Here is a 21,714-nt window from a genome sequence, read left to right on the forward strand (position 1 = left end):
TCCTGTTCTTCAGCGAGAAAATTCAGGGTGTCATCAAGCATGGCGACGCAGGTTAACAGCCTCCATCACCGTTTACAACACCCAAAACAAAAATGCCGTTCAGTTCTTAACTGAACGGCATTACCGCCGAAGCGGGGCTTTTTCTGGAGGCGCGAGCCGGAGTCGAACCGGCCTAAACGGCTTTGCAGGCCGCTGCATAACCGCTTTGCTATCGCGCCAAAAGCGGACTGTCCGGATGCCGTGAGGCAAGCGACAGATTTCCATTCGAGGACCGGAAGTCCATCAAATAAAAAGGGAAGCGTGGCTTCCCCATTACTGGAGCGGGAGACGAGTCTCGAACTCGCGACCTCAACCTTGGCAAGGTTGCGCTCTACCAACTGAGCTACTCCCGCATTGTCCTGCACCTGCAGCGCTTCGCCGACCAACACGCTGCCAGAAAAAATCTGGAGCGGGAGACGAGTCTCGAACTCGCGACCTCAACCTTGGCAAGGTTGCGCTCTACCAACTGAGCTACTCCCGCATGTGTCCTGCATCTGCAGCGCTTTGCCGACCAACACGCCGCCAGAAAAATCTGGAGCGGGAGACGAGTCTCGAACTCGCGACCTCAACCTTGGCAAGGTTGCGCTCTACCAACTGAGCTACTCCCGCGTATTGCTACGCTACTGCTTCCCCGTCACACACTTAATTCGTCGTGCAGCGGAGAAGCGAGATTATGTCGAAGGCACATTCGTGTGTCAAGGGCTTTTCCAGCCCTTTTTACAAAAACCGCTGCCGAACAGGCGCGCGGGTCACGCGCCGCCGCGCTCGCGAATCTGCGGCCACGCGAGCTTCATGTAGTACAGCATCGACCAGATCGTCAGCACCGCGGCCAGATACATCAGCCACTCGCCCCACACGCGCGTATCGATCGTCACGACGCCGAGCGGCAGCGGCCCGTAGAACAGCAGCATCGGAATCGCGACCATCTGGCACGCGGTCTTGAACTTGCCGAGCTGGTTCACCGCGACGCTCTTCGACGCGCCAATCTGCGCCATCCATTCGCGCAACGCCGAAATCGCGATCTCGCGACCGACGATCACGAGCGCGATCGCCGCGTCGACCCGCGAAATCTGCACGAGGATCAGCAGCGCGGCCGTCACCATCAGCTTGTCCGCCACCGGGTCGAGAAACGCGCCGAACGACGACGTCTGGTTCCATTTGCGGGCCAGGAAGCCGTCGAACCAGTCGGTCAGCGCCGCGAGAATGAAGATCGCCGCCGCCGCGAGATTGCGGTGCGCGCCGCCCATCACCGTGTCCGGCAGATAGAACACGCCGACGACGAGCGGAATCAGCACGATCCGTACCCACGTCAGGAAAATCGGGAAATTGAACGGCATGGCATGCGGGACAGTAAAGGATTCGCAATTGTGCCGTGTCGACCGGCCTGCCACAAGAACGCTGGCAACGCCGCCGGCCGCACGGCCGCGTCAGTGAAGCTGCTTGTAGATCTGCTCGGCGAGCGCGTGCGAAATGCCTTCGACGCTCGCCAGCTCCTCGATACTCGCGGCCACCACGCCGCGCAGGCCGCCGAAGCGCGCGAGGAGCCGTTGGCGGCGCTTCGCGCCGACGCCTTCGAGCTCCTCGAGCCGCGACGTCTGGCGCGCCTTCGCCCGCTTCGCCCGCATGCCGGTGATCGCGAAGCGGTGCGCCTCGTCGCGGATCTGCGCGACGAGCATCAGCGCGGCGCTCTCCTTGCCGAGTTCGAGCGGCGCGCGGCCGTCCGCGAACACGAGCGTCTCGAGGCCGACCTTGCGCCCCTCGCCTTTCGCGACGCCGACCAGCATAGACGTGTCGAGGCCGAGCTCGGTGAACACCTGCCGCGCGATCTCGACCTGACCCTTGCCGCCGTCGATCAGCACGATGTTCGGCAACAGGCTCGACGCTTCGGCCTCCCGGGTCGATTCGCCGTCGATGCCGGCCGCTTCGTCGGCGGCCGCCGCCTGCGCGGCCTGCTCGACCATCTTCTCGTAGCGGCGCGTGAGCACCTGCCGCATCGCCGCGTAATCGTCGCCCGGCGTGATGCCCGTGATGTTGTAGCGACGGTATTCGCTCGACTGCATCTTGTGATGGTGATAGACGACGCACGACGCCTGCGTCGCCTCGCCCATCGTATGGCTGATGTCGAAGCATTCGATCCGCAGCGTCGCGAGATCGTCGCTATCGTAGCTCAGCGTATCCGCCAGCGCGCGCGTGCGCGCCTGTTGCGAGCCTTGCTCGGACAGCAGCCGTGCGAGCGCGAGCCGCGCGTTCTGCTCGGCCATCGCCAGCCACGCGCGCCGCTGCCCCTGCGGTTGCCGCACCAGCGACACCTTGTAGCCGGCCTGCTCGGACAGCAGCGCCAGCAGGTCGCGGCTCGCGGGCGCATGGCTGACGACGAGCACGGGCGGCACGCGGTTGCCGAGATAGTGTTGCGCGATGAATGCATCGAGCACCTCGGCCTCGACCGACGCTGCCGCCGCGCCGCGCGCGCTGCCCGCCTCTTCCGCGGGCTGATCGGGCACCGCATCGACCGGCGTATCGACCGTCGCACCGGCCGCCTCCGCCGGCTCGGTCTCTTCGCCGAGGCCGCCTTCGGCGAGCGTCAACGCGCTCTCGACGTGCGTCGGGAAATACGCCTTGTCGCCAAGGTGCCGGCCGCCGCGCACCATCGCGAGGTTCACGCACACGCGTCCGCCCAGCGCGACGACGGCCAGGATGTCCACGTCGCTGTCGCTGCCGACCTCGATCGCCTGCTGGTGCAGCACCGTCGCGAGCGAGCTCATCTGGTTGCGCACGGCCGCCGCCTGCTCGAATTTCAGCTCGGCCGCGAACGCGTGCATCTTCTGCTCGAGTTCCTTCATCACTTCGGACTGCCGGCCGAGCAGGAACCGCGCGGCGTTCGACACGTCGACCGCGTAATCCTCGTCGGAGATCGCGCCGACGCACGGCGCCGTGCAACGCCCGATCTGATGCAGCAGGCACGGCCGCGTGCGGTTGTTGAAGACCGAGTCCTCGCAGGTCCGCAACTGGAACACGCGCTGCAGGATCTGGATGCTCTCGCGCACGGCCCATGCGCTCGGGAACGGCCCGAAGTACTGGTTCTGCTTGTCGACCGAGCCGCGGTAGTAGGCCATCCGCGGAAAGCGGTGGGCGGTGAGCTTCAGATACGGATACGACTTGTCGTCGCGAAACAGGATGTTGTATCGCGGCGCGAGCGCCTTGATCAGGTTGTTCTCGAGCAGCAGCGCTTCGGCTTCCGAGCGCGTGACGGTCGTTTCGATGCGCGCGATGCGCGTGACCATCATCGCGATGCGCGGCGACAGTTGCGTCTTCGTGAAATAGCTCGACACGCGCTTTTTCAGGTCGCGCGCCTTGCCGACGTAGAGGACGGCACCCGCCGTATCGTAATAGCGATAGACGCCCGGCATGTGCGGCAACTGCGCAAGGATCTTCTTCGGTTCGAACGGAGTATCGGGGGCTTCTGGGGATGTCATGCGTGATCCGGGCGCCTTGTAACGCGGAACGGGTCTATTAGAATCGCCAGTTTAGAGCATTCACCCGTCCGCTTCGATGCCACCCACCGCCGCTGCTCCCCTCTCCGCCGTCCCGCTCGCACCGGGCGAACCGATCGCTTGCGACCTCTTCTGCACGGTGATCGACAATTTCGGCGACATCGGCGTGTGCTGGCGCGTCGCGCGCCAGCTCGCGCACGAGCACGGCTGGCAGGTTCGGCTGTTCGTCGACGACCTGCACACGTTCGCGCGCCTGCTGCCGGAAGTCGATCCCGACGAGGGGCGGCAGACGGTCGACGCGATCGTGATCGAGCACTGGCATGCGGAAGTCGGCGACGCGCTGGACATCGCCGATGTCGTGATCGAGGCGTTCGCATGCGAGCTGCCCGGCGCGTATCTCGCGGCGATGGCGCGGCGCGCGCGGCGCCCCGTGTGGATCAACCTCGAATACCTGAGCGCCGAGAACTGGGTCGCCGATTTCCATTTGCGGCCGTCGCCGCATCCGCGCTACCCGCTGCTGAAGACGTTCTTCTTCCCGGGCCTGTCGGCCGGCACCGGCGGCGTGCCGAAGGAGCGCGACCTCGACGCGCGCCGCGCGGCCTTCGATGCCGATCCGGCAGCCCGCGCCGCGTGGTGGCAGCGCGCGACCGGCGGGGCGCCCCCCGCGCCCGGCACGACGGTCGTCAGCCTGTTCGCCTATGAAAACCCGGCCGTCGACGCGCTGCTCGCGCAGTGGCGCGACGGCCCGTCGCCGGTCGTCGCGCTCGTGCCGGCCGGGCGGCTGTCGCCCGCCGTCGCGCGCTTTTTCGGGGTCGAAGCGTTCGCGGCGGGCGCGCACGCGCGCAGCGGCAACCTGACCGCCCATGGCCTGGCGTTCGTTCCGCAGGCCGACTACGACCCGCTGCTGTGGGTCGCCGATCTCAATTTCGTGCGCGGCGAGGATTCGTTCGTGCGCGCGCAGTGGGCGCGCAAGCCGTTCGTGTGGCACATCTACCCGCAGGCCGACGACGTGCACCTGCCCAAGCTCGATGCCGCGCTCGCACACCTGTCGGGCGGCCTCGCCGATGCGCCGCGCGCGGCGCTCGAGCGGTTCTGGCATGCGTGGAACGGCGTCGGCACGCCCGACTGGGCCGATTTCTGGCAACACCGCGCCGCGCTGGACGCCAATGCGCTCCGCTGGGCCGACGCGCTCGCGGCCGTCGGCGATCTCGCGGGAAAGCTGGCGGAATACGCAAAATCTCAGTTAAAATAAGCGGTTATCCGACGGCTGACCACGCAAGCGCTCGCGCATGGGCACTTGGCGCCCACCGGAACGCCCCGCCGCTTGCGCCGTCAGCCGTTGCGCAACGCTCAGGCACCTATTTATTTGATTGGATCAGGACAGTTTTTATGAAGACCGCACAGGAACTCCGCGTAGGCAACGTCGTGCAGATCGGCAGCGAAGCATGGGTCATCGCAAAGGCGGAATACAACAAGTCGGGTCGTAACTCGGCCGTCGTCAAGATGAAGATGAAGAACCTGCTGACGAACGCAGGTCAGGAATCGGTCTACAAGGCCGACGACAAGTTCGACGTCGTCGTGCTCGACCGCAAGGAAGTGACGTACTCGTACTTCGCCGACCCGATGTACGTGTTCATGGACGCCGACTACAACCAGTACGAAGTCGAAGCCGAAATGATGGGCGAAGCGCTGAACTACCTTGAAGACGGCATGGCTTGCGAAGTCGTGTTCTACAACGAGAAGGCGATCTCGGTCGAACTGCCGACCATCCTCGTTCGCGAAATCACCTACACGGAACCGGCCGTCAAGGGCGACACGTCGTCGGGCAAGGTGCTGAAGAACGCGAAGCTGGCGACCGGCTTCGAACTGCAAGTGCCGCTGTTCTGCAACACCGGCGACAAGATCGAAATCGATACGCGCACGAACGAATACCGCAGCCGCGCGTAATCGTCAGCGATACCGCATCGAACAAAGCGCCCCTCGGGGCGCTTTTTGTTTGTCCGGCGACAACAGCTGCCACAAGTCGGCGCGAGAAGCAGCACAAAAGCCACCGGTAAAGATATTCAATTTGTATCATCGGTAACTGTTTTATAGCGCCGGAGAAATAATGCGCGTGACGCGTTCGGCGGGGCATAAAATCAGTCTTTAATCCGACATGCGGCTGCGGTCCGCTGCCCGACAGCCCGCCTCTCTTGACTCGACTCGCGTCCACCATGCCACACGCCCTGATTGTCGAAGACGATCCCAACAGCCTGTCAGGCCTCACCGCGCTGCTCGCCGCAGACGGCTTCTCGGTCGACACGGCCACGTCGCTCGCCGAAGCGCGCACGGCGCTCGGCCGCTCGATTCCCGACGTCGTGCTCGTCGACCTGAACCTGCCGGACGGCAGCGGCTTCGACCTGCTCCAGCACCTGCCGCAGCAACAGCCGAACGGCTCGCTGCCCGTGATCGTGCTGACGGGCAACGCGACGGTCGAGAGCGCCATCGAAGGCCTGCGTCACGGCATCTGGGACTACCTGCTCAAGCCGATCAACATCCCGCGGCTGCGCAGCCTGCTCGCGCGAATTCCCCGTCCTTACGAACTGATCGACGAAGTGCAGTCGCTGCGTGCATCGCTGCGCCATCTCGGCCGCTTCGGCGCGCTCGTCGGCCGCAGCGACGCGATGCAGCACGTGTACGACATGATCGAGCACAACGCCCGCACCGAAACGGCCGTGCTGTTCTCGGGCGAAGCCGGCACCGGCAAGAAGCTGGCCGCGCGCACGCTGCACGAGCTGAGCCGGCGCCGCAAGGGGCCGTTCGTGTCGTTCGACTGCCGCCTGCTCGCGCAGGGCGGCCGGCACGGCGCGTCGCTCGACAGCGTGCTGTTCGGCCATGAGCGCGGCGCGTTCGACGGCGCCGAGCGCCGCGAATCGGGCCTGTTCGAGCAGGCCGGCGGCGGCACGCTGTTCCTCGACGAAATCACCGCATTGCCGCTCGTGCTCCAGGAAGCGCTGCTGCACGCGCTCGATTCGCAGAACTTTATGCGGATCGGCGGCACGAGCTCGATCACCAGCGATTTCCGGCTGATCGCGGCCACGCGCCGCCCGGCACGCGAAGCGGTGGCGAACGGCACGCTGCGCGAGGATCTGTGGCTGCGCCTCGACGCGGCGTCGATCACGATGCCGCCGCTGCGCGAGCGCGACGGCGATGCGCTCGCGATCGCCGACGCGCAGATCGACGAATTGAACCGCGAAGCGCGCGCGACCGGCCGCAGCACGACCGACAAGCGGGCGGCGCCGGGCTTCGTGCGCGAATGCCTGTCGTACGAATGGCCGGGCAACGTGCGCGAACTGCAGGAGCGCGTGCGTTTCGCATACGACGCCTCGGGCGACTTCATCGAGACGCTGCGTGCGGGCGAGGCCAGCTTCTCCGCCGGCGCCGCGCTGAACGGCAGCAGCGTGCAGATCAAGGTCGGCACCCCGCTGTCGGACGTCGAGGATCTGCTGATCCGCGCGACGCTCGACGCGGTCGGCGGGACGCGCCACCGTGCGGCGACGCTGCTCGGCATCAGCCCGAAGACGCTGTACAACAAGCTGCAGCGGATGAAGGTGAACTGAGCGGGCGGGCTCGAATACGGGCACTGCCGGATCTGACCGTTAGTTGCGCAGAAGCGCGTTCCGACGACTGCACGATCGGGCTGTCGCAGCCCATGAAAAAGCCGCGCAACCGCGCGGCTTTTCGTTTGGCGCGACCGTATCGGGACGGCGCGCGGCGCGCCCTCCCCGGCCGCTTACGCCAGCGCGCTGCTCAGCAGCGCCTGCGCCTGCCGATATTCGGGCTGCGCGATCAGCTTGTCCCACTTGAGCGCCTTGCCGCGCGCGCGCATCCGCTTGATGCGCCGCGCCGACTCGGCCGAAGTCCGCGCCTTCAGTCCGTTCAGCACGACTTCGGCCGCGTCCGGCTGGTTGCAGACGAGCACCATGTCGCAACCGGCGGCGAGCGCGGCGTCGGCGGCCTGCGTGAGCGTGCCGCCTTCGCGGGCGGCTTCCATCGACAGGTCGTCGCTGAAGATCGCGCCCGTGAAGCCGAGCTTGCCGCGCAGGATGTCCTGCAGCCACACGCGCGAGAATCCGGCCGGCCGCTTGTCGACCTGCGTATAGATCACGTGCGCGGGAATCACCGCGGCAAGCGACAGCCCGAGCCAGTCGTACGGCGCGACGTCCTGCTTAAGGATCGCCTCGAGCGTGCGGTCGTCGGTCGGAAGCGCGACGTGCGAATCGGCCTCCGCGAAGCCGTGCCCGGGGAAATGCTTGCCGCAGTTCGCCATGCCCGCGAGCGACAGCCCGTGGTTCAGGCTCTTCGCGAGCAGCGTGACGACGCGCGGGTCGCGATGGAATGCACGATCGCCGATCACCTTCGAGTGCCCGTAGTCGAGATCGAGCACGGGCGTGAAGCTCATGTCGATCCCGCACGCGCGCAACTCGGCGGCCAGGATGTAGCCGACGGCGGTCGCGACCTTCGTCGCGAGCAGCACATCGCGATCCCACAGTTCGCCCAGGCGGCGCATCGCGGGCAGCACCGTGAAGCCGTCGGTGCGGAACCGCTGCACGCGTCCGCCCTCGTGATCGACGGCGATCAGGATGTCTTCGCGCACCGCGCGGATCGCGTCGGTCAGCGCGGTCAGTTGCGCACGGTTCTGGAAGTGCCGCGCGAACAGGATCACGCCGCCGGTATTCGGATGCGCGAGGCGCCGCGCATCGTCGCGCGACAGGGTCGTGCCGACGACGTCGAGCATGACCGGGCCGGGAGTCGTTTTCATCAAATCGGGAATTCCGTCAGGAGGAGGTTCGGGAAACAGGTGCAGGTGCAGGCGGCGCGGCGTCCGTTTCGGCGACCACGAACGACACCGCGTAGTCGCGTTCGTCGCTGACCGTCACGCGCGCCGTGATGCCGCGCGCGGCCAGCCAGTCGGCCAGCTCGCCCGATGCGACCACGTACGGCTCGCCGCTCGGATGGTTGAGCGTCTGCAGCGCGCGCCACGTCATCGGCCAGTGCATGCCGAGCCCGATCGCCTTCGAGAACGCTTCCTTCGCGGAGAAGCGCGTCGCGAGAAACGCGATGCCGCGCGCCTCGGAACGTGCGCGCCGCGCGTGGAACACGCGCAGTTCGTCGGGGCCGAGCACCTTCTCGGCAAACCGGCCGCCCGTGCGTTCGAGCACGGCCGCGACGCGGCTCACCTGCGCGATGTCGGTACCGATGCCGTAGATCGCCATGTCAGTCTCCGTCGGCACGCCCCGGCGAGACCGGGTCAGGCGCGTCGCACACGGCGTGCGTGGCGCGGCCTCGCATCGTCACCGCGCGCCGCCGTGCAGCGCGGCGACGCGTGCGGCGACCATGATCGCCTTCATCTCGCGCACCGCGTTGTCCCAGCCCGCGAAGATCGCGTGCGCGACGATCGCGTGGCCGATGTTCAACTCGACGATGCCGTCGATCGCGGCGATCTGCTGCACGTTCGTGTAATGCAGCCCGTGGCCCGCATTGACCTTCAGGCCGAGCCGCGCGCCGGCCTGCACGCCCGCGACGATACGCTCGTATTCGCGCTGCTGCTCCGCTTCGTCGTGCGCTTCGGCGTAGCGGCCCGTATGCAGCTCGATCACCGGCGCGCCCGCTTCGTGCGCGGCGCGGATCTGCGTGTCGTCCGGATCGATGAACAGCGACACGCGCACGCCCACGTCGGCAAGCTGCTTGCACGCCGCACGCACGGCCTCGAAGTGACCGGCCACGTCGAGCCCCCCTTCGGTCGTCAGCTCCTCGCGCTTCTCCGGCACGAGGCACGCGTCGTGCGGACGCACCTCGCACGCGATGTCGAGCATCTCGGCCGTCACCGCGCATTCGAGGTTCATGCGCGTCTTCAGCAGCGGGCGCAGCTCGCGGACGTCCGCGTCGACGATGTGGCGACGATCCTCGCGCAGGTGCAGCGTGATCGCATCCGCACCGGCCTCTTCGGCCGCGAGCGCCGCGCGGATCGGATCGGGATAGCGCGTGCCGCGCGCATTGCGCAGCGTCGCGACGTGGTCGATGTTCACGCCAAGATCGATGGCGGTGGGCGTGGTCAGGAAGAAGCTCATAGGTTTTGCAGGTCGATCAGGATCTGACGCGTGGCGAGCGGCGTACCGCCGAGATAGGTGTTCAGCAGGAAGCGCATCAGCGTCTTGCTCTGCGCGACCGTCTGGGCTCGATGGTAATCGTCCTGCTCCATGTCGAGCAACGTCTGTCCGGTAATCACCGGCCAGTGCGACGGCACGTCGTCGTCCGCGTTGCGCACGCCGCGCTCGGGATCGAACACGTAGCGGCGCTCGGGTTCGACCGCGCGGCGGGCGACCGTGCGGTTCAGCGCCATCGCGTAGCCGGTCTCGCGCAGCAGCACGCGCTCGAACGAGCGCAGCACCTGCACGGCGGGCTCGCCGTGCGCGAGACGCGTAAGGGTTAGCACGTAATGATTGAACAGCGGCGGCTGCGGATCCTCGCGCGCGCAGAATTTCACGAGCAGTTCGTTCGCGTAGAAACCGCACAACAGCCCATCGCCGCCGAGCGGCAGCATCCCGCCGACCCACTCGGCGCCCGTCAGCGTGCGCACCTCGGATTTGCCCGACCACGACAGCAGCAGCGGCTGGAAGGTCTGCAATACACCGCGCAACGCGGAGTGCGGGCGCTTCGCGCCCTTCGCGACGAGCGCAAGCCGGCCGTGGTCGCGCGTCAGCACGTCGACGATCAGGCTCGTTTCCCGATACGGATAGCTGTGCAGCACGAACGCCGGCTGCTCGGCGACGCGGAAATCGGACGTGCGAGACGTCGCGCGTCGCGCCTTGCGCGGCGGTTCGGGCGGTGCCGGCAGCGGCGCGTCGTTCGCGCCGGCCGTCACCGCGTCTTCGGTCGACGTCAGCGCGTCATTCGTACCCATAGGCACGCAGCCCCGCCTCGTTGTCGGCCCAGCCGCTCTTCACCTTCACGAAGGTTTCGAGGTACACGGGGCCGTCGAACAGCTTCTCCATGTCCATCCGCGCCTCGGTGCTGATCTGCTTGAGCTTCTCGCCCTTCTTGCCGATCACCATCGCCTTGTGCGAATCGCGCTCGACGAGGATCGTCGCGAAGATGCGCTTCAGGCGCCCCTCCTCCTCGAACTTGTCGATCAGCACGGTGCTCGTGTAGGGCAGCTCGTCGCCGGTCCAGCGGAATACCTTCTCGCGCAGGATTTCGGCCGCGAGAAAGCGCGAGCTGCGGTCGGTCAGCTCGTCCTCGCCGTAGATCGGCTCGCCTTCCGGCAGATACGGCTTGATCGTGTCCAGCAGGCGCTTGATGTCTTCCGGCTTCTGCGCCGACAGCGGCACGAGCTCGGTGAATTCGCGCAGCCCGCTCACCTTCTGCATGAACGGGAACAGCGTGGCCTTGTCGTTCACGCGATCGATCTTGTTCGCGATCAGCAGCGTCGGCATGCCGGGCGGGATCAGGTCGAGCACCTTCTGGTCGTCGGGGCCGAAGCGGCCGGCCTCGATCACGAACAGGATCACGTCGACCGAGGTGAGCGTCGACGTGACCGCGCGGTTCAGCGACCGGTTCAGCGCGGTGCTGTGACGGGTCTGGAAACCGGGCGTGTCGACGAACACGAATTGCGCGTCGTCGAACGTGTTGATGCCGGTGATGCGGTGACGGGTCGTCTGCGCCTTGCGCGACGTGATGCTGATCTTCTGGCCGACGAGTGCGTTCATCAACGTCGACTTGCCGACGTTCGGACGGCCCACGATCGCGATCATGCCGCAACGGAAACCGGTAGGAGCGGGAGTGTTCATATCGTTTGGGAGACAGGTTCGGAAACGGCCGCGCGGCGCGCGGCACGATCGATGGGCAATTCAGTGGTCGGCATCGGCCACGCGCGCCTGCGCGGCAGCCAGGCTCGCGCCGCCGGGCGGCGTATCGGCGTCGGGTGCCGCGGCATCGCGTGCGCGCGCCGGCGTGCGCGCGGCGGAATCGGTGCCCGCGGCAAGCTTGTCGGCCGACGACGATGCCGGATCGGCTGCATGGCCGGCCGGCTTGTCGGCTGCGCGCGGTGCGGCCTCGGCGGGCTTGTCTGCGGCCTTGTCGGCCCGCTCGGCCGGTTTGTCGGCAACCTTGTCGGCCGCCGGCTTCGCCGCCCGTTCGCCCTTGTCCGTCGGCGGCTCGACATGCGCCGCGCGAATCGCGGCCATCGGCGCGACGGCCGGCTCGGCGCCCGCAGCCGCGGCGGTTGCAGCCGCGGCGGTTGCCGCCGGCACCGCACCGCCCGCCCGGGCCTCGCGCGCCGCCGCACGTTCCTTCCGCTCGGGCGAGCGCAGGTCGAGCGCTTCCTGCACGCCCTTCACACCCGGCACGATCTCGGGCTCGACGTGCTTGGAGCCGCGCGCGTTTTTCGAGCGCTTCGGCTTCGCGGCCAGCATCGGCGCGGCCGCCATCACTTCGTCGAGCGCCTTCTTCGCGGCGGCCTGCTCGGCCGCGCGCCGGCTCGCACCGGAACCCGCTACCTTCACGTCCAGCTTCGGCACCGTGCACTCGACCTCGAACTGCTGATTGTGCGCCGCACCATGCGTCGCGACGACCGTATAGGTCGGCAGCGCGATCTTGTGCCCCTGCAGGTATTCCTGCAGCAGCGTCTTCGCGTCCTTGCCGAGCGTGCGCGGATCGATGTGGTCGAGAATCGGGATATAGAGGCGCTTGATGACCCCTTGGGCGGCTTCGAAGCCGCCATCGAGGAACACGGCCCCGATGATGGCTTCGAACGCGTCCGCGAGGATCGACGGGCGACGGAACCCGCCGCTGCGCAGCTCGCCCTCGCCCAGCCGCAGGCCGTCCGAGATATTCAGGGCCTGAGCGATTTCGTACAGCGACTGCTGTTTGACGAGGTTGGCGCGTACGCGCGACAGGTCGCCTTCGTCCAGCTTGCCGAAGCGCTGGAACAAAAGGGCGGCCACCGCGCAATTCAGAACGGAATCGCCGAGAAACTCGAGCCGTTCGTTGTGCGTGGCACTGTGACTGCGATGGGTCAAAGCCTGGCGCAACAATTCCGCATTGCGAAATTCGTAGCGCAGCCGGCTTTCCAGCTGGGATGAGGGCATGTGCAGGAGTATAACGCGGGCGGCCGGTCGGGCCGAAACGGCACGGCCGGACACGAAAAGGCGTGACGAGGCGGTGTTACCGCCGGTTCTTAAAGTAGTTCGGCAATACGCGGCGCGGCCCGTGCGTCGCGTATTGCGTGTGCATCGAATGCGATCAGTTGAAGAAACCGATGCGCTTCAGGTCGCTGAAGTTCATCCAGATGAAGAACGCGCGGCCGACGATGTTCTGGTCCGGCACGAAACCCCAGTAGCGGCTGTCCGCGCTGTTGTCGCGGTTGTCGCCCATCATGAAGTAGTGACCGGGCGGCACCTTGCAGATCACGCCGCGGCTGTTGTACGTGCAGTTGTCGCGATACGGATAGTCGTATGCGCCCATCACGAACGGCGGCACGGCCGGGTTGTTGAGGATCGCGTTCTTCTTGTTGCCGATCGTTTCCTCGAACTGCTTCGCGTAATTCTGGCGCTCGTCGTCGAAGAAATCGGGCAGCGGCGTTTCGGGCACCGGCTGGCCGTTGATCGTCAGTTGCTTGTCCTGGTACGCGACGGTATCGCCCGGCAGGCCGATCACGCGCTTGATGTAGTCGACCGACTCGTCCTTCGGATAGCGGAACACGACGACGTCGCCGCGCGACAGCGGGCTGCCCTGCGTGATCTTCGTGTTGGTGATCGGCAGGCGCAGCCCGTACTCGAACTTGTTGACGAGGATGAAGTCGCCGACGAGCAGCGTCGGCACCATCGAGCCCGACGGAATCTTGAACGGCTCGACGACGAACGAACGCACGACGAACACGGCCAGGATCACCGGGAAGAAGCTTGCCGTGTACTCGAGCCACCACGGCTGGCGCAGCTTTTCGTCACGCAGCTTCGAACGCGTCTGCGCCGCGTTTTCGTCCGCGAAACGCTTGTCGATGCGCGACTGCTGGCGATCGAACTCTTCGATCGCCGAGTCGGCCGCCTTGCGACGCCGCGGCAGGAACACCAGTTTGTCCAGCACCCACGCTACGCCCGTCACGACGACGAGCACAAAAAGAATCAGCGCAAAATTCATAAAAGGATCAGTCCTGTTATTTGTCTTCGACGCGCAAGATCGCGAGGAACGCCTCCTGCGGGATCTCGACCGAACCCACCTGCTTCATGCGTTTCTTACCTTCTTTCTGCTTCTCGAGCAGTTTCTTCTTCCGCGTGATGTCGCCGCCGTAGCACTTCGCGAGCACGTTCTTGCGCAATGCCTTGATGTTCTCGCGCGCGACGATGTGCGCGCCGATCGCGGCCTGGATCGCCACGTCGTACATCTGGCGCGGAATGATCTCGCGCATCTTCGCGGCGACTTCGCGGCCGCGGTATTGCGACTGCGACCGGTGCACGATGATCGACAGCGCGTCGACCTTGTCGCCGTTGATCAGCATGTCGACCTTCACGACGTCCGACGAGCGGTATTCCTTGAACTCGTAGTCCATCGACGCATAGCCGCGCGACACCGACTTCAGGCGATCGAAGAAGTCGAGCACGATCTCGGCCATCGGGATCTCGTACGTGAGCTGCACCTGGCGGCCGTGATACTGCATGTTGATCTGCGAGCCGCGCTTCTGCTCGCACAGCGTGATCACCGAGCCGACGTAATCCTGCGGCATGTAGAGATTCACGGTGACGATCGGCTCGCGCACTTCGGCGATGCGGCCGGGCTCCGGCATCTTCGCCGGGTTCTCGACCATGATCGTCGAGCCGTCGCTCTGCACGACCTCGTAGACGACCGTCGGCGCGGTCGTGATGAGATCCATGTCGAATTCGCGCTCGAGCCGCTCCTGCACGATTTCCATGTGCAGCAGCCCGAGGAAGCCGCAGCGAAAACCGAAGCCGAGCGCCTGCGACACTTCCGGCTCGTACTGCAACGAGGCGTCGTTCAGCTTCAGCTTCTCGAGCGATTCGCGCAGCGCATCGTACTGGTTCGCCTCGACCGGATAGAGCCCCGCGAACACCTGCGGCTTCACTTCCTTGAAGCCCGGCAGCGGCTCGGCGGCGGGCTTGGCGGCGTGCGTGACGGTATCGCCGACCTTCGCGGCCGTCAGCTCCTTGATGCCCGCGATGATGAAGCCCACCTGCCCGGCCGACAGCGACTCGAGATTGCGCGACTTCGGCGTGAATACGCCGACGTGCTCGACCGGGTACTGCGCGCCGGTCGCCATCATCTTGATCTTGTCCTTCGGACGCAGCGTGCCGTTGACGATGCGCACGAGCATCACGACGCCGACGTAGTTGTCGAACCACGAATCGATGATCAGCGCCTGCAGCGGCGCGGCCGGGTCGCCCTTCGGCGGCGGCACCTTCGCGATCAGCGATTCGAGCACGTCTTCCACGCCGAGGCCCGTCTTCGCGCTGCAGCGCGTCGCGTCGGTCGCGTCGATGCCGATCACGTCCTCGATCTCCTCGATCGCGTTCTCGGGGTTCGCGGCCGGCAGGTCGATCTTGTTCAGCACCGGCACGACCTCGACGCCGAGCTCGATCGCCGTGTAGCAGTTCGCGACCGTCTGCGCCTCGACGCCCTGGCTCGCGTCGACCACCAGCAGCGCGCCTTCGCACGCGGACAGCGAACGGCTGACCTCGTACGAGAAGTCGACGTGCCCCGGCGTGTCGATCAGGTTCAGGTTGTAGACCTTGCCGTCGCGTGCGCGATAGGACAACGCGGCCGTCTGCGCCTTGATCGTGATGCCGCGCTCGCGCTCGATATCCATCGAGTCGAGCACCTGCGCTTCCATTTCACGGTCGGCGAGGCCGCCGCATACCTGGATGATGCGATCCGCGAGTGTCGACTTGCCATGGTCGATGTGCGCGATGATCGAGAAATTGCGAATATGATCCATTCAGTGCCGATCAAGCGAAAAAGGCGCGCTCGACGACTGCGGAGCACGCCTTGTGTAAGTCGGTGAAAAAACGGCTTATTTTAGCCGAAAAGGCTTACGCCGGGCGGGATTTCGGACGCCCGCCCCGCGCGAGCCCGGCGGGGGCGCCCGCCGGATCAAACCCCGTACGAGCGGCACGGGCCGGCGGCAGGCCAGGCTCAACGCCGGGCCGCCAGCGCGCCGCGCACCCGCACGTCGTCGAACCGGTGGCGGCACACTTCCACGCCGTCCAGCAGCAGCACCGGCACGTCCTCGTCGTAACGCGCGACGAGCGCCGCATCGGTGTCGATGTCGACGTAGTCGACCGCGACGCCGAATTCGGCCGCCACAGGCGCCAGTGCGTCGCGCATGTCGTCGCACAGGTGGCACCAACCGCGGCCGTAGAGCGTGAACATCCGCGCGTTACTTCTGGGTCGCGCGCGGCCGCACGGGCACGAACTGCGTGTTGTCGCCACGCCGCACGAGCACCGCGACCGCCTTCTGCGGATCGAGCTGCGCGGTCACGTCGGCGAACTGCTTCGCGTTCGCGATGTCGATGTCGCCCACGCGCAGCACGATGTCGCCGCGCTGCAGGCCCGCGCGGGCGGCCGGGCCGTCGACACCGTCGATCTGCACGCCGTTCTTCAGCTTCAGCGTCTTCATCTGCTCCGCCGTCAGGTCGCTGACCGTCAGGCCGAGCGAATTGGTCTGACGGGGCTTCTGCGGCGCGTTCTTGCGCTGCTCGGCCTTCGCCGTCGACTCGGCCGGCGTCTCCGCGATCGTGATCGGCAGATCGCGTGCCTGACCCTTGCGCCACACGTTGACCGTCGCCTTCGTGCCGGGCTTCGTATCGCCGACCATGCGCGGCAGGTCCGACGCCGCATCGACCGGACGGCCGTTGAACTTCAGGATAATGTCGCCCGGCTGGATGCCGGCCTTGTCGGCCGGGCCGCCCGGCTCGACGCTGCTGACGAGCGCGCCTTCGGCCTTCGGCAGCCCGATCGAGTCGGCCACGTCCTTCGTCACCTCGCCGATCGCCACTGCGATCCGGCCGCGCGTGACCTTGCCGGTCGCCTTCAGCTGGTCGGCCACGCGCATCGCCTCGTCGATCGGAATCGCGAACGAAATGCCCATGAAGCCGCCGGTGCGGCTGTAGATCTGCGAGTTGATGCCGATCACCTCGCCCTGCATGTTGATCAGCGGGCCGCCCGAGTTGCCGGGGTTCACGGCGACGTCGGTCTGAATGAACGGCAGGTAGTCACCCGTGTTGCGGCTCTTCGAGCTGACGATACCGGCCGTGACCGTGTTGTCGAGGCCGAACGGCGAACCGATCGCGACGACCCACTCGCCGACGCGCACCTTGTTCGAATCGCCGATCGCGACGACCGGCAGGTTCGACGCCTGAATCTTGACGACCGCGACGTCCGTGCGGTCGTCCACGCCGATCAGCTTCGCCTTGAATTCGCGCTTGTCGGTCAGCGTCACGTAGATGGTGTCGGCATCGTCGACGACATGCGCATTGGTCATCACGTAACCGTCGGCCGACACGATGAAGCCCGAGCCGACGCCACGGTTCTGCTCGGTGTCGGGCCCGTTGTCCGGCGCCGGCGCGTTCTTCGGGCTACCGCCGTTGCCGCCGCCACCATTGCCGGGCGCCTGCGGCAGCGGAATGCCGAAGAAGCGCCGGAAGAATTCCGACATGTCGCCGTTGTCGAAGCCGGGCGGGAGCACGCCGCGCGGGCCGGGTACCGGCACGTTCGCGGTGGTCCGGATGTTCACGACCGCGGGGCCGACCTTTTCGACGAGGTCGGCAAAATCGGGCAGGCTGGCAGCGGGAGGCGTGACAGCGACCGCGGTTTGCGGGACGAGCGGCAGGCAGGCACACAGCGCCGCCGCCGCGAGCACTTTGCGCAGCGTGAGTTTCGTCATGTCGGAAGCCGTAGCGTTACTTGGAAGCCTTGTATTCTATGGCAGACGCGAACTGCTGCAACGTTGCCGGCGGCACTTCGCCGAGCACGGTGATCCAGTAGTCGCCGCGGCGCTTCACGAGAACGTGCGTCGCACCGGTGCTGCCCGCGCCTTCCTTGCGCGTATTTTTCTCGGCCGGCTCGATGAAGACCGAGACCGTCGCGAGGCCGTCGGTGAAAACGGCCTGGTCGACCGGGATCGGCGGATCGCCCGCATCGCGCGCGGCCATCGGCCGGCGCACTTCACGAATCTTCTGGAAACCGGCGACGCTCGGCGCAAGTTGCCAGCCCTGCGCTTCCATGTCGACCGTCGCGACCGGCGGGCGCACGACCGTCCAGCCGCTCAGGTTGCGCATGCCGGCTGCAATCGCGGCCTTGTCGCCGCTTGCGCCGCCCGTCTGCACTTGCGAGAACGCGATCTGTTCGAGCACGCGATCGTTCGCGTCGAGCGTCTGCGAACGCAGCAGCAGCCCGGTGCGCGCATCGGCCCACAGCTTGTACGTGAAACGGTACGCATCCTTCGGCACGAGTTCGACGACCTGCGCGTCGATCCCCGCCACGCGGTCCTTGCCGAGCGACTTCGCATCGTAGACGGACATCACGTGCTCGCCGCTCGCGCCGAGCAGCGCGGGGAACGCGTCGCGCGTCTGACGGCGCTCGACCACGCACAGCTTGCGCTCGGGCACGAACGTGTACAGCTCGTCGTTGTGCCGCAGCAGCTTGCGCGGCTTGCCGTCGAGCGTCTCGATCCGCTCGAACTCGCCGTCGCGGGACGACACGTGCGCGATGCGCGACGACTGCACGTACCCGCCGCGCTGATAGACGAACGTACCTTCGTAGCTCTGCTGCTGCGCGGCCTGCTGGACGCGGTCGAGCCAGTCCGCAGCGCCCTTGCGGGTCGCGACGGGATCGTCCGGTTGCTGGGCGCTGGCGGGAAGGGAGTGAACGGACAACAGGGCGGCTGCGCAAAGCAGGAGGGCCGGCAGCCGCTTCCATCCGGAGATGGCGTGATTCAACTGCAATGTCCGCATCGGGTTTATTGGCCTGGCGTGGTGGTCACGGCAGCGCGGATCAGCGGCATCGAACCCGTGACGACGGGCTGCTGCGCGAATTGCTGGTGCGCTTCAAGGTATTGGTCGAGGCTCGCATCGCGGATGATGTTGACGTCTTGCAGACCCGGCTGGGCCGATGCCTGCGCAACCGTCACGCGCTGCAGGTTGCCGTTCTGCGGCGCGCCTGCCGATGCGACCTGAACGGCGCCTGGCGCACCGGCCGTCTGCATCTGCGGGACGACGATCCACGTCAGCGTGGCGGCCGCGGCGGCCACCGCGAACGCGGGCACGACACGGCGGCGCAGCGACAGCAGCTTGCGCGCGCCCGGCGCGGCCGCCGGTGCCAGCAGGTGCGGCTCGCTTTCGAGCGCGGCCGACATGCGCGCGGTGAACGCGACGCTCAACGCGGGCGACAGGGCGAGCTCGTCCGAGCGCAGCGCATCGCCGATCAGGTGGTAATGGGCCCACACGGCGCGATCCGCGCGGTCGAGCTCAGCCAGAAACTGCCCGTGATCCGGGCCATCGAACATTTCGCCGTCGACCAGCGCGGAAAGGCGCTCGCCGCGCGAGCACGCTTGCGATTGCGTATTGACCGACCCCATGATGCTCCCCATCTTGCACACCCCGTCGTGACTTCACGACTCTATCCGTAACTAGACCCCGACCCGCGTCGCTCCGCCTGTCGCGCTTACCAGCGCTTTCCTTCGGGCGTATCGAGCAGCGGACGCAATTTGGCAGCGATTGCTTCGCGCGCGCGGAAGATCCGCGACCGGACCGTCCCGATCGGACAGCCCATCATTTCCGCGATCTCTTCGTAGCTCAGGCCCTCGATCTCGCGCAGCGTGATTGCCTGGCGCAGTTCTTCGGGCAGCAGAGCCATTGCAGCGTTGACCGTTTCGGCAATCTGCTTGCTCATCAACATCGACTCAGGCGTGTTGATATCCCTTAGTTGGTCTGCGTCGGAGAAAGTTTCCGCTTCCTCCGCATCGGCCTCGGTCGAGGTCGGCGCCCGGCGGCCTTGCGTCGCAAGGTAGTTCTTCGCCGTGTTGACGGCAATTCGGTACAACCACGTATAGAACGCCGATTCGCCGCGGAATTGCGGCAGCGCACGATACGCCTTGATGAACGCGTCCTGGGCCACGTCCTCGACCTCGGCGGGATCCCGCACGAGGCGCGAGATCAGCCGAATGATCTTGCGGTGGTATTTGGAGACCAGGAGTTCGAACGCCGCCTTGTCGCCCTTCTGTACGCGCTCGACCAGAGCCTGATCGATTTCTTTTTCACTCACCTGACAAATCCGTTAACTAGGGATGCAACGCGGAGCGTTATTGTAGCGTTCCGGCGCCGGCCGCTGGTTACGGTCGGTAACTGCCGCCGTCATGCGCGCCCCGCCGCCCCGGCCGTTCTCGCCAGCACCGACAGCGCGCTGAACGACGCGGCATCGAGCGCGTCGGCCGGAATCAGCAGCGGCCGCGCGCGCCGGGCGCCCTGCCCGACCGACAGCACCAGCAGCAGGCTGCTCCAGTGCGCATGGCCCGTCACGCGGCCGCGAGCCAGCAATCGCCCGGTGCGGCCAAACGCCGCAATCTCCCCGAACGCATCGATTTGCAGCTCGGCCGGCAACCGGCGGGCGCAAGCCCGCGCCGCGCATACGGCCAGCAGGGCCGCCGTCGCGGCCGACACGCCAGCGCCGGCGGCAGCGCCCGCGCGCGGCGCCCAGAACAGGTACGCCGACGCGGCAGCCGACGCGACGAACGCGGCCAGCACGAGATACGACACGGCCGAGGCCCGCAACGCAAAGCGCTGCGGACGCCCGGCCGGAGCATCGAATGGACTCGTCAAGCGATTCGACGTCAGACGCGCTTGAACACCAGCGTGCCGTTGGTCCCGCCGAAGCCGAAGTTGTTCTTCACGGCCACGTCGATCTTCATGTCACGTGCGGTGTTCGCGCAGTAATCGAGATCGCACTCGGGGTCCTGGTTGAAGATGTTGATGGTCGGCGGCGACACGTTGTTGTGCAGCGCCAGCACCGTGAACACCGATTCGAGGCCGCCCGCGCCACCCAGCAGGTGGCCCGTCATCGACTTCGTCGAGTTGACCACCATCTTGTACGCGTGCTCGCCGAAGGCCGCCTTCACCGCGTCGGACTCGTTCTTGTCGCCCAGCGGCGTCGACGTGCCATGCGCGTTCAGGTACTGGACCTCGTCGGGGTTCACGCCGGCGTCGCGCAGTGCAGCGACCATGCAGCGGCGCGGGCCGTCCATGTTCGGCGCGGTCATGTGGTACGCGTCACCCGTCATGCCGAAGCCCGAGACTTCCGCGTAGATCTTCGCGCCGCGCGCCTTCGCCGCCTCGTATTCCTCGAGCACCATCACGCCGGAACCCTCGCCCAGCACGAAGCCGTCGCGGTCCTTGTCCCATGGACGCGACGCGGTAGCCGGATCGTCGTTGCGGGTCGACAGCGCGCGCGCTGCCGCGAAACCGCCGATGCCGAGCGGCGACACCGTCGATTCGGCGCCGCCCGCGACCATCACGTCGGCGTCGCCGGCCTGGATCAGGCGCGCGGCGAGGCCGATGCTGTGCAGGCCGGTCGTGCAGGCCGTGACGGCGGCGAGGTTCGGGCCCTTCAGGCCGAACATGATGCTCAGGTGGCCCGAGATCATGTTGATGATCGAACCCGGCACGAAGAACGGCGAAATCCGGCGCGCACCGCGATCGACGTAGGTCTGGTGCGTATCCTCGATCATCGGCAGGCCGCCGATGCCGGACCCGACCAGCACGCCGATGCGTTCCGCGTTGGCTTCGGTCACTTCCAGCCCGCTGTCCCGCATGGCCTGGACGCCGGCGGCAATGCCGTAATGGATGAACGTATCCATGTTCCGGGCTTCCTTCGCCGGGATGTATTCCTCGGCGCTGAAACCCTTCACTTCGCCCGCGAAATGGCACGCGAGGTTCGACGCATCGAACTTCGTGACGGTGGCGATACCGGACTTGCCGGCGACGAGATTGGCCCAGCCGTCGGCAACATTATTGCCAACAGGCGAAATCAGCCCCAGGCCTGTAACGACAACACGACGGCGGCTCACGGTAACCTCTTTTCCATTATTGGATGACAAAAACAAAAGCCACAGTGGCCACAGGAACCAGCCCTGCGAGCCCTG

Annotated in this window: 20 protein-coding genes and 4 tRNA genes; 3 read left to right on the top strand and 21 right to left on the bottom strand. The window is 66.5% G+C overall.

Translation table 11 applies throughout. The features are described from left to right. Window positions 1–144 precede the first annotated feature (144 nt). From QZM72_RS33435 to uvrC, 6 genes are all read right to left on the bottom strand, one after another. A tRNA-Cys gene (locus QZM72_RS33435) sits at window positions 145–218 on the bottom strand. A 98-nt stretch (window positions 219–316) separates the two neighbouring features. Then, window positions 317–392 (bottom strand) — tRNA-Gly (locus tag QZM72_RS33440). Window positions 393–444: 52 nt separating this feature from the next. Then, window positions 445–520 (bottom strand) — tRNA-Gly (locus tag QZM72_RS33445). A 52-nt stretch (window positions 521–572) separates the two neighbouring features. Then, window positions 573–648 (bottom strand) — tRNA-Gly (locus QZM72_RS33450). A 140-nt stretch (window positions 649–788) separates the two neighbouring features. Then, window positions 789–1,376 (bottom strand): CDP-diacylglycerol--glycerol-3-phosphate 3-phosphatidyltransferase, encoded by a 588-nt coding sequence (gene pgsA / locus QZM72_RS33455; RefSeq protein ID WP_011544951.1) that lies wholly within the window; start codon window positions 1,374–1,376, stop codon window positions 789–791. A gap of 90 nt (window positions 1,377–1,466) precedes the next feature. After that, window positions 1,467–3,512, bottom strand: a complete 2,046-nt coding sequence (gene uvrC, locus QZM72_RS33460) for an excinuclease ABC subunit UvrC (protein WP_089466997.1) — start codon at window positions 3,510–3,512, stop codon at window positions 1,467–1,469. Window positions 3,513–3,588: 76 nt separating this feature from the next. Here uvrC and earP point away from each other — a divergent pair, with 76 nt between their 5' ends. The 3 genes from earP to QZM72_RS33475 all read left to right on the top strand — a co-directional run bounded on the left by earP (window position 3,589) and on the right by QZM72_RS33475 (window position 7,129). After that, on the top strand, window positions 3,589–4,782 hold the full coding sequence (earP, locus tag QZM72_RS33465) for an elongation factor P maturation arginine rhamnosyltransferase EarP (RefSeq protein WP_301740246.1): 1,194 nt from the start codon (window positions 3,589–3,591) through the stop codon (window positions 4,780–4,782). Window positions 4,783–4,919: 137 nt separating this feature from the next. Next, a complete protein-coding gene (gene efp / locus QZM72_RS33470) occupies window positions 4,920–5,477 on the top strand; it encodes an elongation factor P (RefSeq protein ID WP_044844759.1) in 558 nt (185 codons plus the stop codon). A gap of 266 nt (window positions 5,478–5,743) precedes the next feature. Further along, window positions 5,744–7,129, top strand: coding sequence for a sigma-54 dependent transcriptional regulator (locus QZM72_RS33475; RefSeq protein ID WP_089466995.1), 1,386 nt, complete (start codon window positions 5,744–5,746; stop codon window positions 7,127–7,129). Window positions 7,130–7,302: 173 nt separating this feature from the next. Here the strand turns inward: QZM72_RS33475 and nagZ are convergent, their stop codons facing one another. The 15 genes from nagZ to fabF form a co-directional block, all read right to left on the bottom strand. Next, on the bottom strand, window positions 7,303–8,331 hold the full coding sequence (gene nagZ, locus QZM72_RS33480) for a beta-N-acetylhexosaminidase (protein ID WP_301740247.1): 1,029 nt from the start codon (window positions 8,329–8,331) through the stop codon (window positions 7,303–7,305). 16 nt (window positions 8,332–8,347) lie between these two features. After that, window positions 8,348–8,785: a holo-ACP synthase gene (gene acpS, locus QZM72_RS33485; RefSeq protein WP_301740248.1), complete on the bottom strand. Its 438-nt coding sequence runs from the start codon at window positions 8,783–8,785 to the stop codon at window positions 8,348–8,350. 78 nt (window positions 8,786–8,863) lie between these two features. After that, complete coding sequence (pdxJ, locus tag QZM72_RS33490; RefSeq protein WP_011544945.1) at window positions 8,864–9,640, bottom strand: pyridoxine 5'-phosphate synthase; 777 nt, start codon at window positions 9,638–9,640, stop codon at window positions 8,864–8,866. After that, window positions 9,637–10,473, bottom strand: coding sequence for a DNA repair protein RecO (gene recO, locus QZM72_RS33495; RefSeq protein WP_006476492.1), 837 nt, complete (start codon window positions 10,471–10,473; stop codon window positions 9,637–9,639). Before recO ends, pdxJ begins: the two co-directional genes overlap by 4 nt. Next, on the bottom strand, window positions 10,460–11,359 hold the full coding sequence (gene era / locus QZM72_RS33500; protein ID WP_050011463.1) for a GTPase Era: 900 nt from the start codon (window positions 11,357–11,359) through the stop codon (window positions 10,460–10,462). The genes recO and era overlap by 14 nt, the downstream gene beginning before the upstream one ends. Before the next feature lie 60 nt (window positions 11,360–11,419). Next, window positions 11,420–12,658, bottom strand: a complete 1,239-nt coding sequence (gene rnc, locus QZM72_RS33505; RefSeq protein WP_301740252.1) for a ribonuclease III — start codon at window positions 12,656–12,658, stop codon at window positions 11,420–11,422. A gap of 154 nt (window positions 12,659–12,812) precedes the next feature. Continuing rightward, window positions 12,813–13,706 (bottom strand): signal peptidase I, encoded by an 894-nt coding sequence (gene lepB, locus QZM72_RS33510; protein WP_089466991.1) that lies wholly within the window; start codon window positions 13,704–13,706, stop codon window positions 12,813–12,815. Between the two features lie 16 nt (window positions 13,707–13,722). After that, complete coding sequence (gene lepA / locus QZM72_RS33515; protein ID WP_301740249.1) at window positions 13,723–15,516, bottom strand: translation elongation factor 4; 1,794 nt, start codon at window positions 15,514–15,516, stop codon at window positions 13,723–13,725. A gap of 197 nt (window positions 15,517–15,713) precedes the next feature. Further along, on the bottom strand, window positions 15,714–15,950 hold the full coding sequence (locus QZM72_RS33520) for a glutaredoxin family protein (RefSeq protein ID WP_089466989.1): 237 nt from the start codon (window positions 15,948–15,950) through the stop codon (window positions 15,714–15,716). A 7-nt stretch (window positions 15,951–15,957) separates the two neighbouring features. Continuing rightward, a complete protein-coding gene (locus tag QZM72_RS33525; protein WP_089466988.1) occupies window positions 15,958–17,463 on the bottom strand; it encodes a DegQ family serine endoprotease in 1,506 nt (501 codons plus the stop codon). A 16-nt stretch (window positions 17,464–17,479) separates the two neighbouring features. Continuing rightward, a complete protein-coding gene (locus QZM72_RS33530) occupies window positions 17,480–18,532 on the bottom strand; it encodes a MucB/RseB C-terminal domain-containing protein (protein ID WP_089466987.1) in 1,053 nt (350 codons plus the stop codon). A gap of 5 nt (window positions 18,533–18,537) precedes the next feature. After that, window positions 18,538–19,155, bottom strand: a complete 618-nt coding sequence (locus QZM72_RS33535) for a sigma-E factor negative regulatory protein (RefSeq protein ID WP_089466986.1) — start codon at window positions 19,153–19,155, stop codon at window positions 18,538–18,540. 86 nt (window positions 19,156–19,241) lie between these two features. Further along, window positions 19,242–19,841 (bottom strand): RNA polymerase sigma factor RpoE, encoded by a 600-nt coding sequence (rpoE, locus tag QZM72_RS33540; protein ID WP_006490873.1) that lies wholly within the window; start codon window positions 19,839–19,841, stop codon window positions 19,242–19,244. A gap of 89 nt (window positions 19,842–19,930) precedes the next feature. Continuing rightward, window positions 19,931–20,395 (bottom strand): hypothetical protein, encoded by a 465-nt coding sequence (locus tag QZM72_RS33545; RefSeq protein WP_089466985.1) that lies wholly within the window; start codon window positions 20,393–20,395, stop codon window positions 19,931–19,933. 11 nt (window positions 20,396–20,406) lie between these two features. Next, window positions 20,407–21,639 carry a beta-ketoacyl-ACP synthase II gene (gene fabF / locus QZM72_RS33550; RefSeq protein ID WP_059574009.1) on the bottom strand — a complete coding sequence of 411 codons (1,233 nt, stop codon included), beginning with the start codon at window positions 21,637–21,639 and terminating at the stop codon, window positions 20,407–20,409. Between the last annotated feature and the right edge of the window lie 75 nt (window positions 21,640–21,714).

It is taken from the genome of Burkholderia sp. AU45388, assembly GCF_030481585.1.
In the GTDB taxonomy this organism is placed as follows: domain Bacteria; phylum Pseudomonadota; class Gammaproteobacteria; order Burkholderiales; family Burkholderiaceae; genus Burkholderia; species Burkholderia sola.

Excerpts from the sequence above, each read along its gene's own strand:
- pgsA (WP_011544951.1), bottom strand. The coding sequence starts at position 1,376 with ATGCCGTTCAATTTCCCGATTTTCCTGACGTGGGTACGGATCGTGCTG.
- uvrC (WP_089466997.1), bottom strand. The coding sequence starts at position 3,512 with ATGACATCCCCAGAAGCCCCCGATACTCCGTTCGAACCGAAGAAGATC.
- earP (WP_301740246.1), top strand. The coding sequence starts at position 3,589 with ATGCCACCCACCGCCGCTGCTCCCCTCTCCGCCGTCCCGCTCGCACCG.
- efp (WP_044844759.1), top strand. The coding sequence starts at position 4,920 with ATGAAGACCGCACAGGAACTCCGCGTAGGCAACGTCGTGCAGATCGGC.
- QZM72_RS33475 (WP_089466995.1), top strand. The coding sequence starts at position 5,744 with ATGCCACACGCCCTGATTGTCGAAGACGATCCCAACAGCCTGTCAGGC.
- nagZ (WP_301740247.1), bottom strand. The coding sequence starts at position 8,331 with ATGAAAACGACTCCCGGCCCGGTCATGCTCGACGTCGTCGGCACGACC.
- acpS (WP_301740248.1), bottom strand. The coding sequence starts at position 8,785 with ATGGCGATCTACGGCATCGGTACCGACATCGCGCAGGTGAGCCGCGTC.
- pdxJ (WP_011544945.1), bottom strand. The coding sequence starts at position 9,640 with ATGAGCTTCTTCCTGACCACGCCCACCGCCATCGATCTTGGCGTGAAC.
- recO (WP_006476492.1), bottom strand. The coding sequence starts at position 10,473 with ATGGGTACGAATGACGCGCTGACGTCGACCGAAGACGCGGTGACGGCC.
- era (WP_050011463.1), bottom strand. The coding sequence starts at position 11,359 with ATGAACACTCCCGCTCCTACCGGTTTCCGTTGCGGCATGATCGCGATC.
- rnc (WP_301740252.1), bottom strand. The coding sequence starts at position 12,658 with ATGCCCTCATCCCAGCTGGAAAGCCGGCTGCGCTACGAATTTCGCAAT.
- lepB (WP_089466991.1), bottom strand. The coding sequence starts at position 13,706 with ATGAATTTTGCGCTGATTCTTTTTGTGCTCGTCGTCGTGACGGGCGTA.
- lepA (WP_301740249.1), bottom strand. The coding sequence starts at position 15,516 with ATGGATCATATTCGCAATTTCTCGATCATCGCGCACATCGACCATGGC.
- QZM72_RS33520 (WP_089466989.1), bottom strand. The coding sequence starts at position 15,950 with ATGTTCACGCTCTACGGCCGCGGTTGGTGCCACCTGTGCGACGACATG.
- QZM72_RS33525 (WP_089466988.1), bottom strand. The coding sequence starts at position 17,463 with ATGACGAAACTCACGCTGCGCAAAGTGCTCGCGGCGGCGGCGCTGTGT.
- QZM72_RS33530 (WP_089466987.1), bottom strand. The coding sequence starts at position 18,532 with ATGCGGACATTGCAGTTGAATCACGCCATCTCCGGATGGAAGCGGCTG.
- QZM72_RS33535 (WP_089466986.1), bottom strand. The coding sequence starts at position 19,155 with ATGGGGTCGGTCAATACGCAATCGCAAGCGTGCTCGCGCGGCGAGCGC.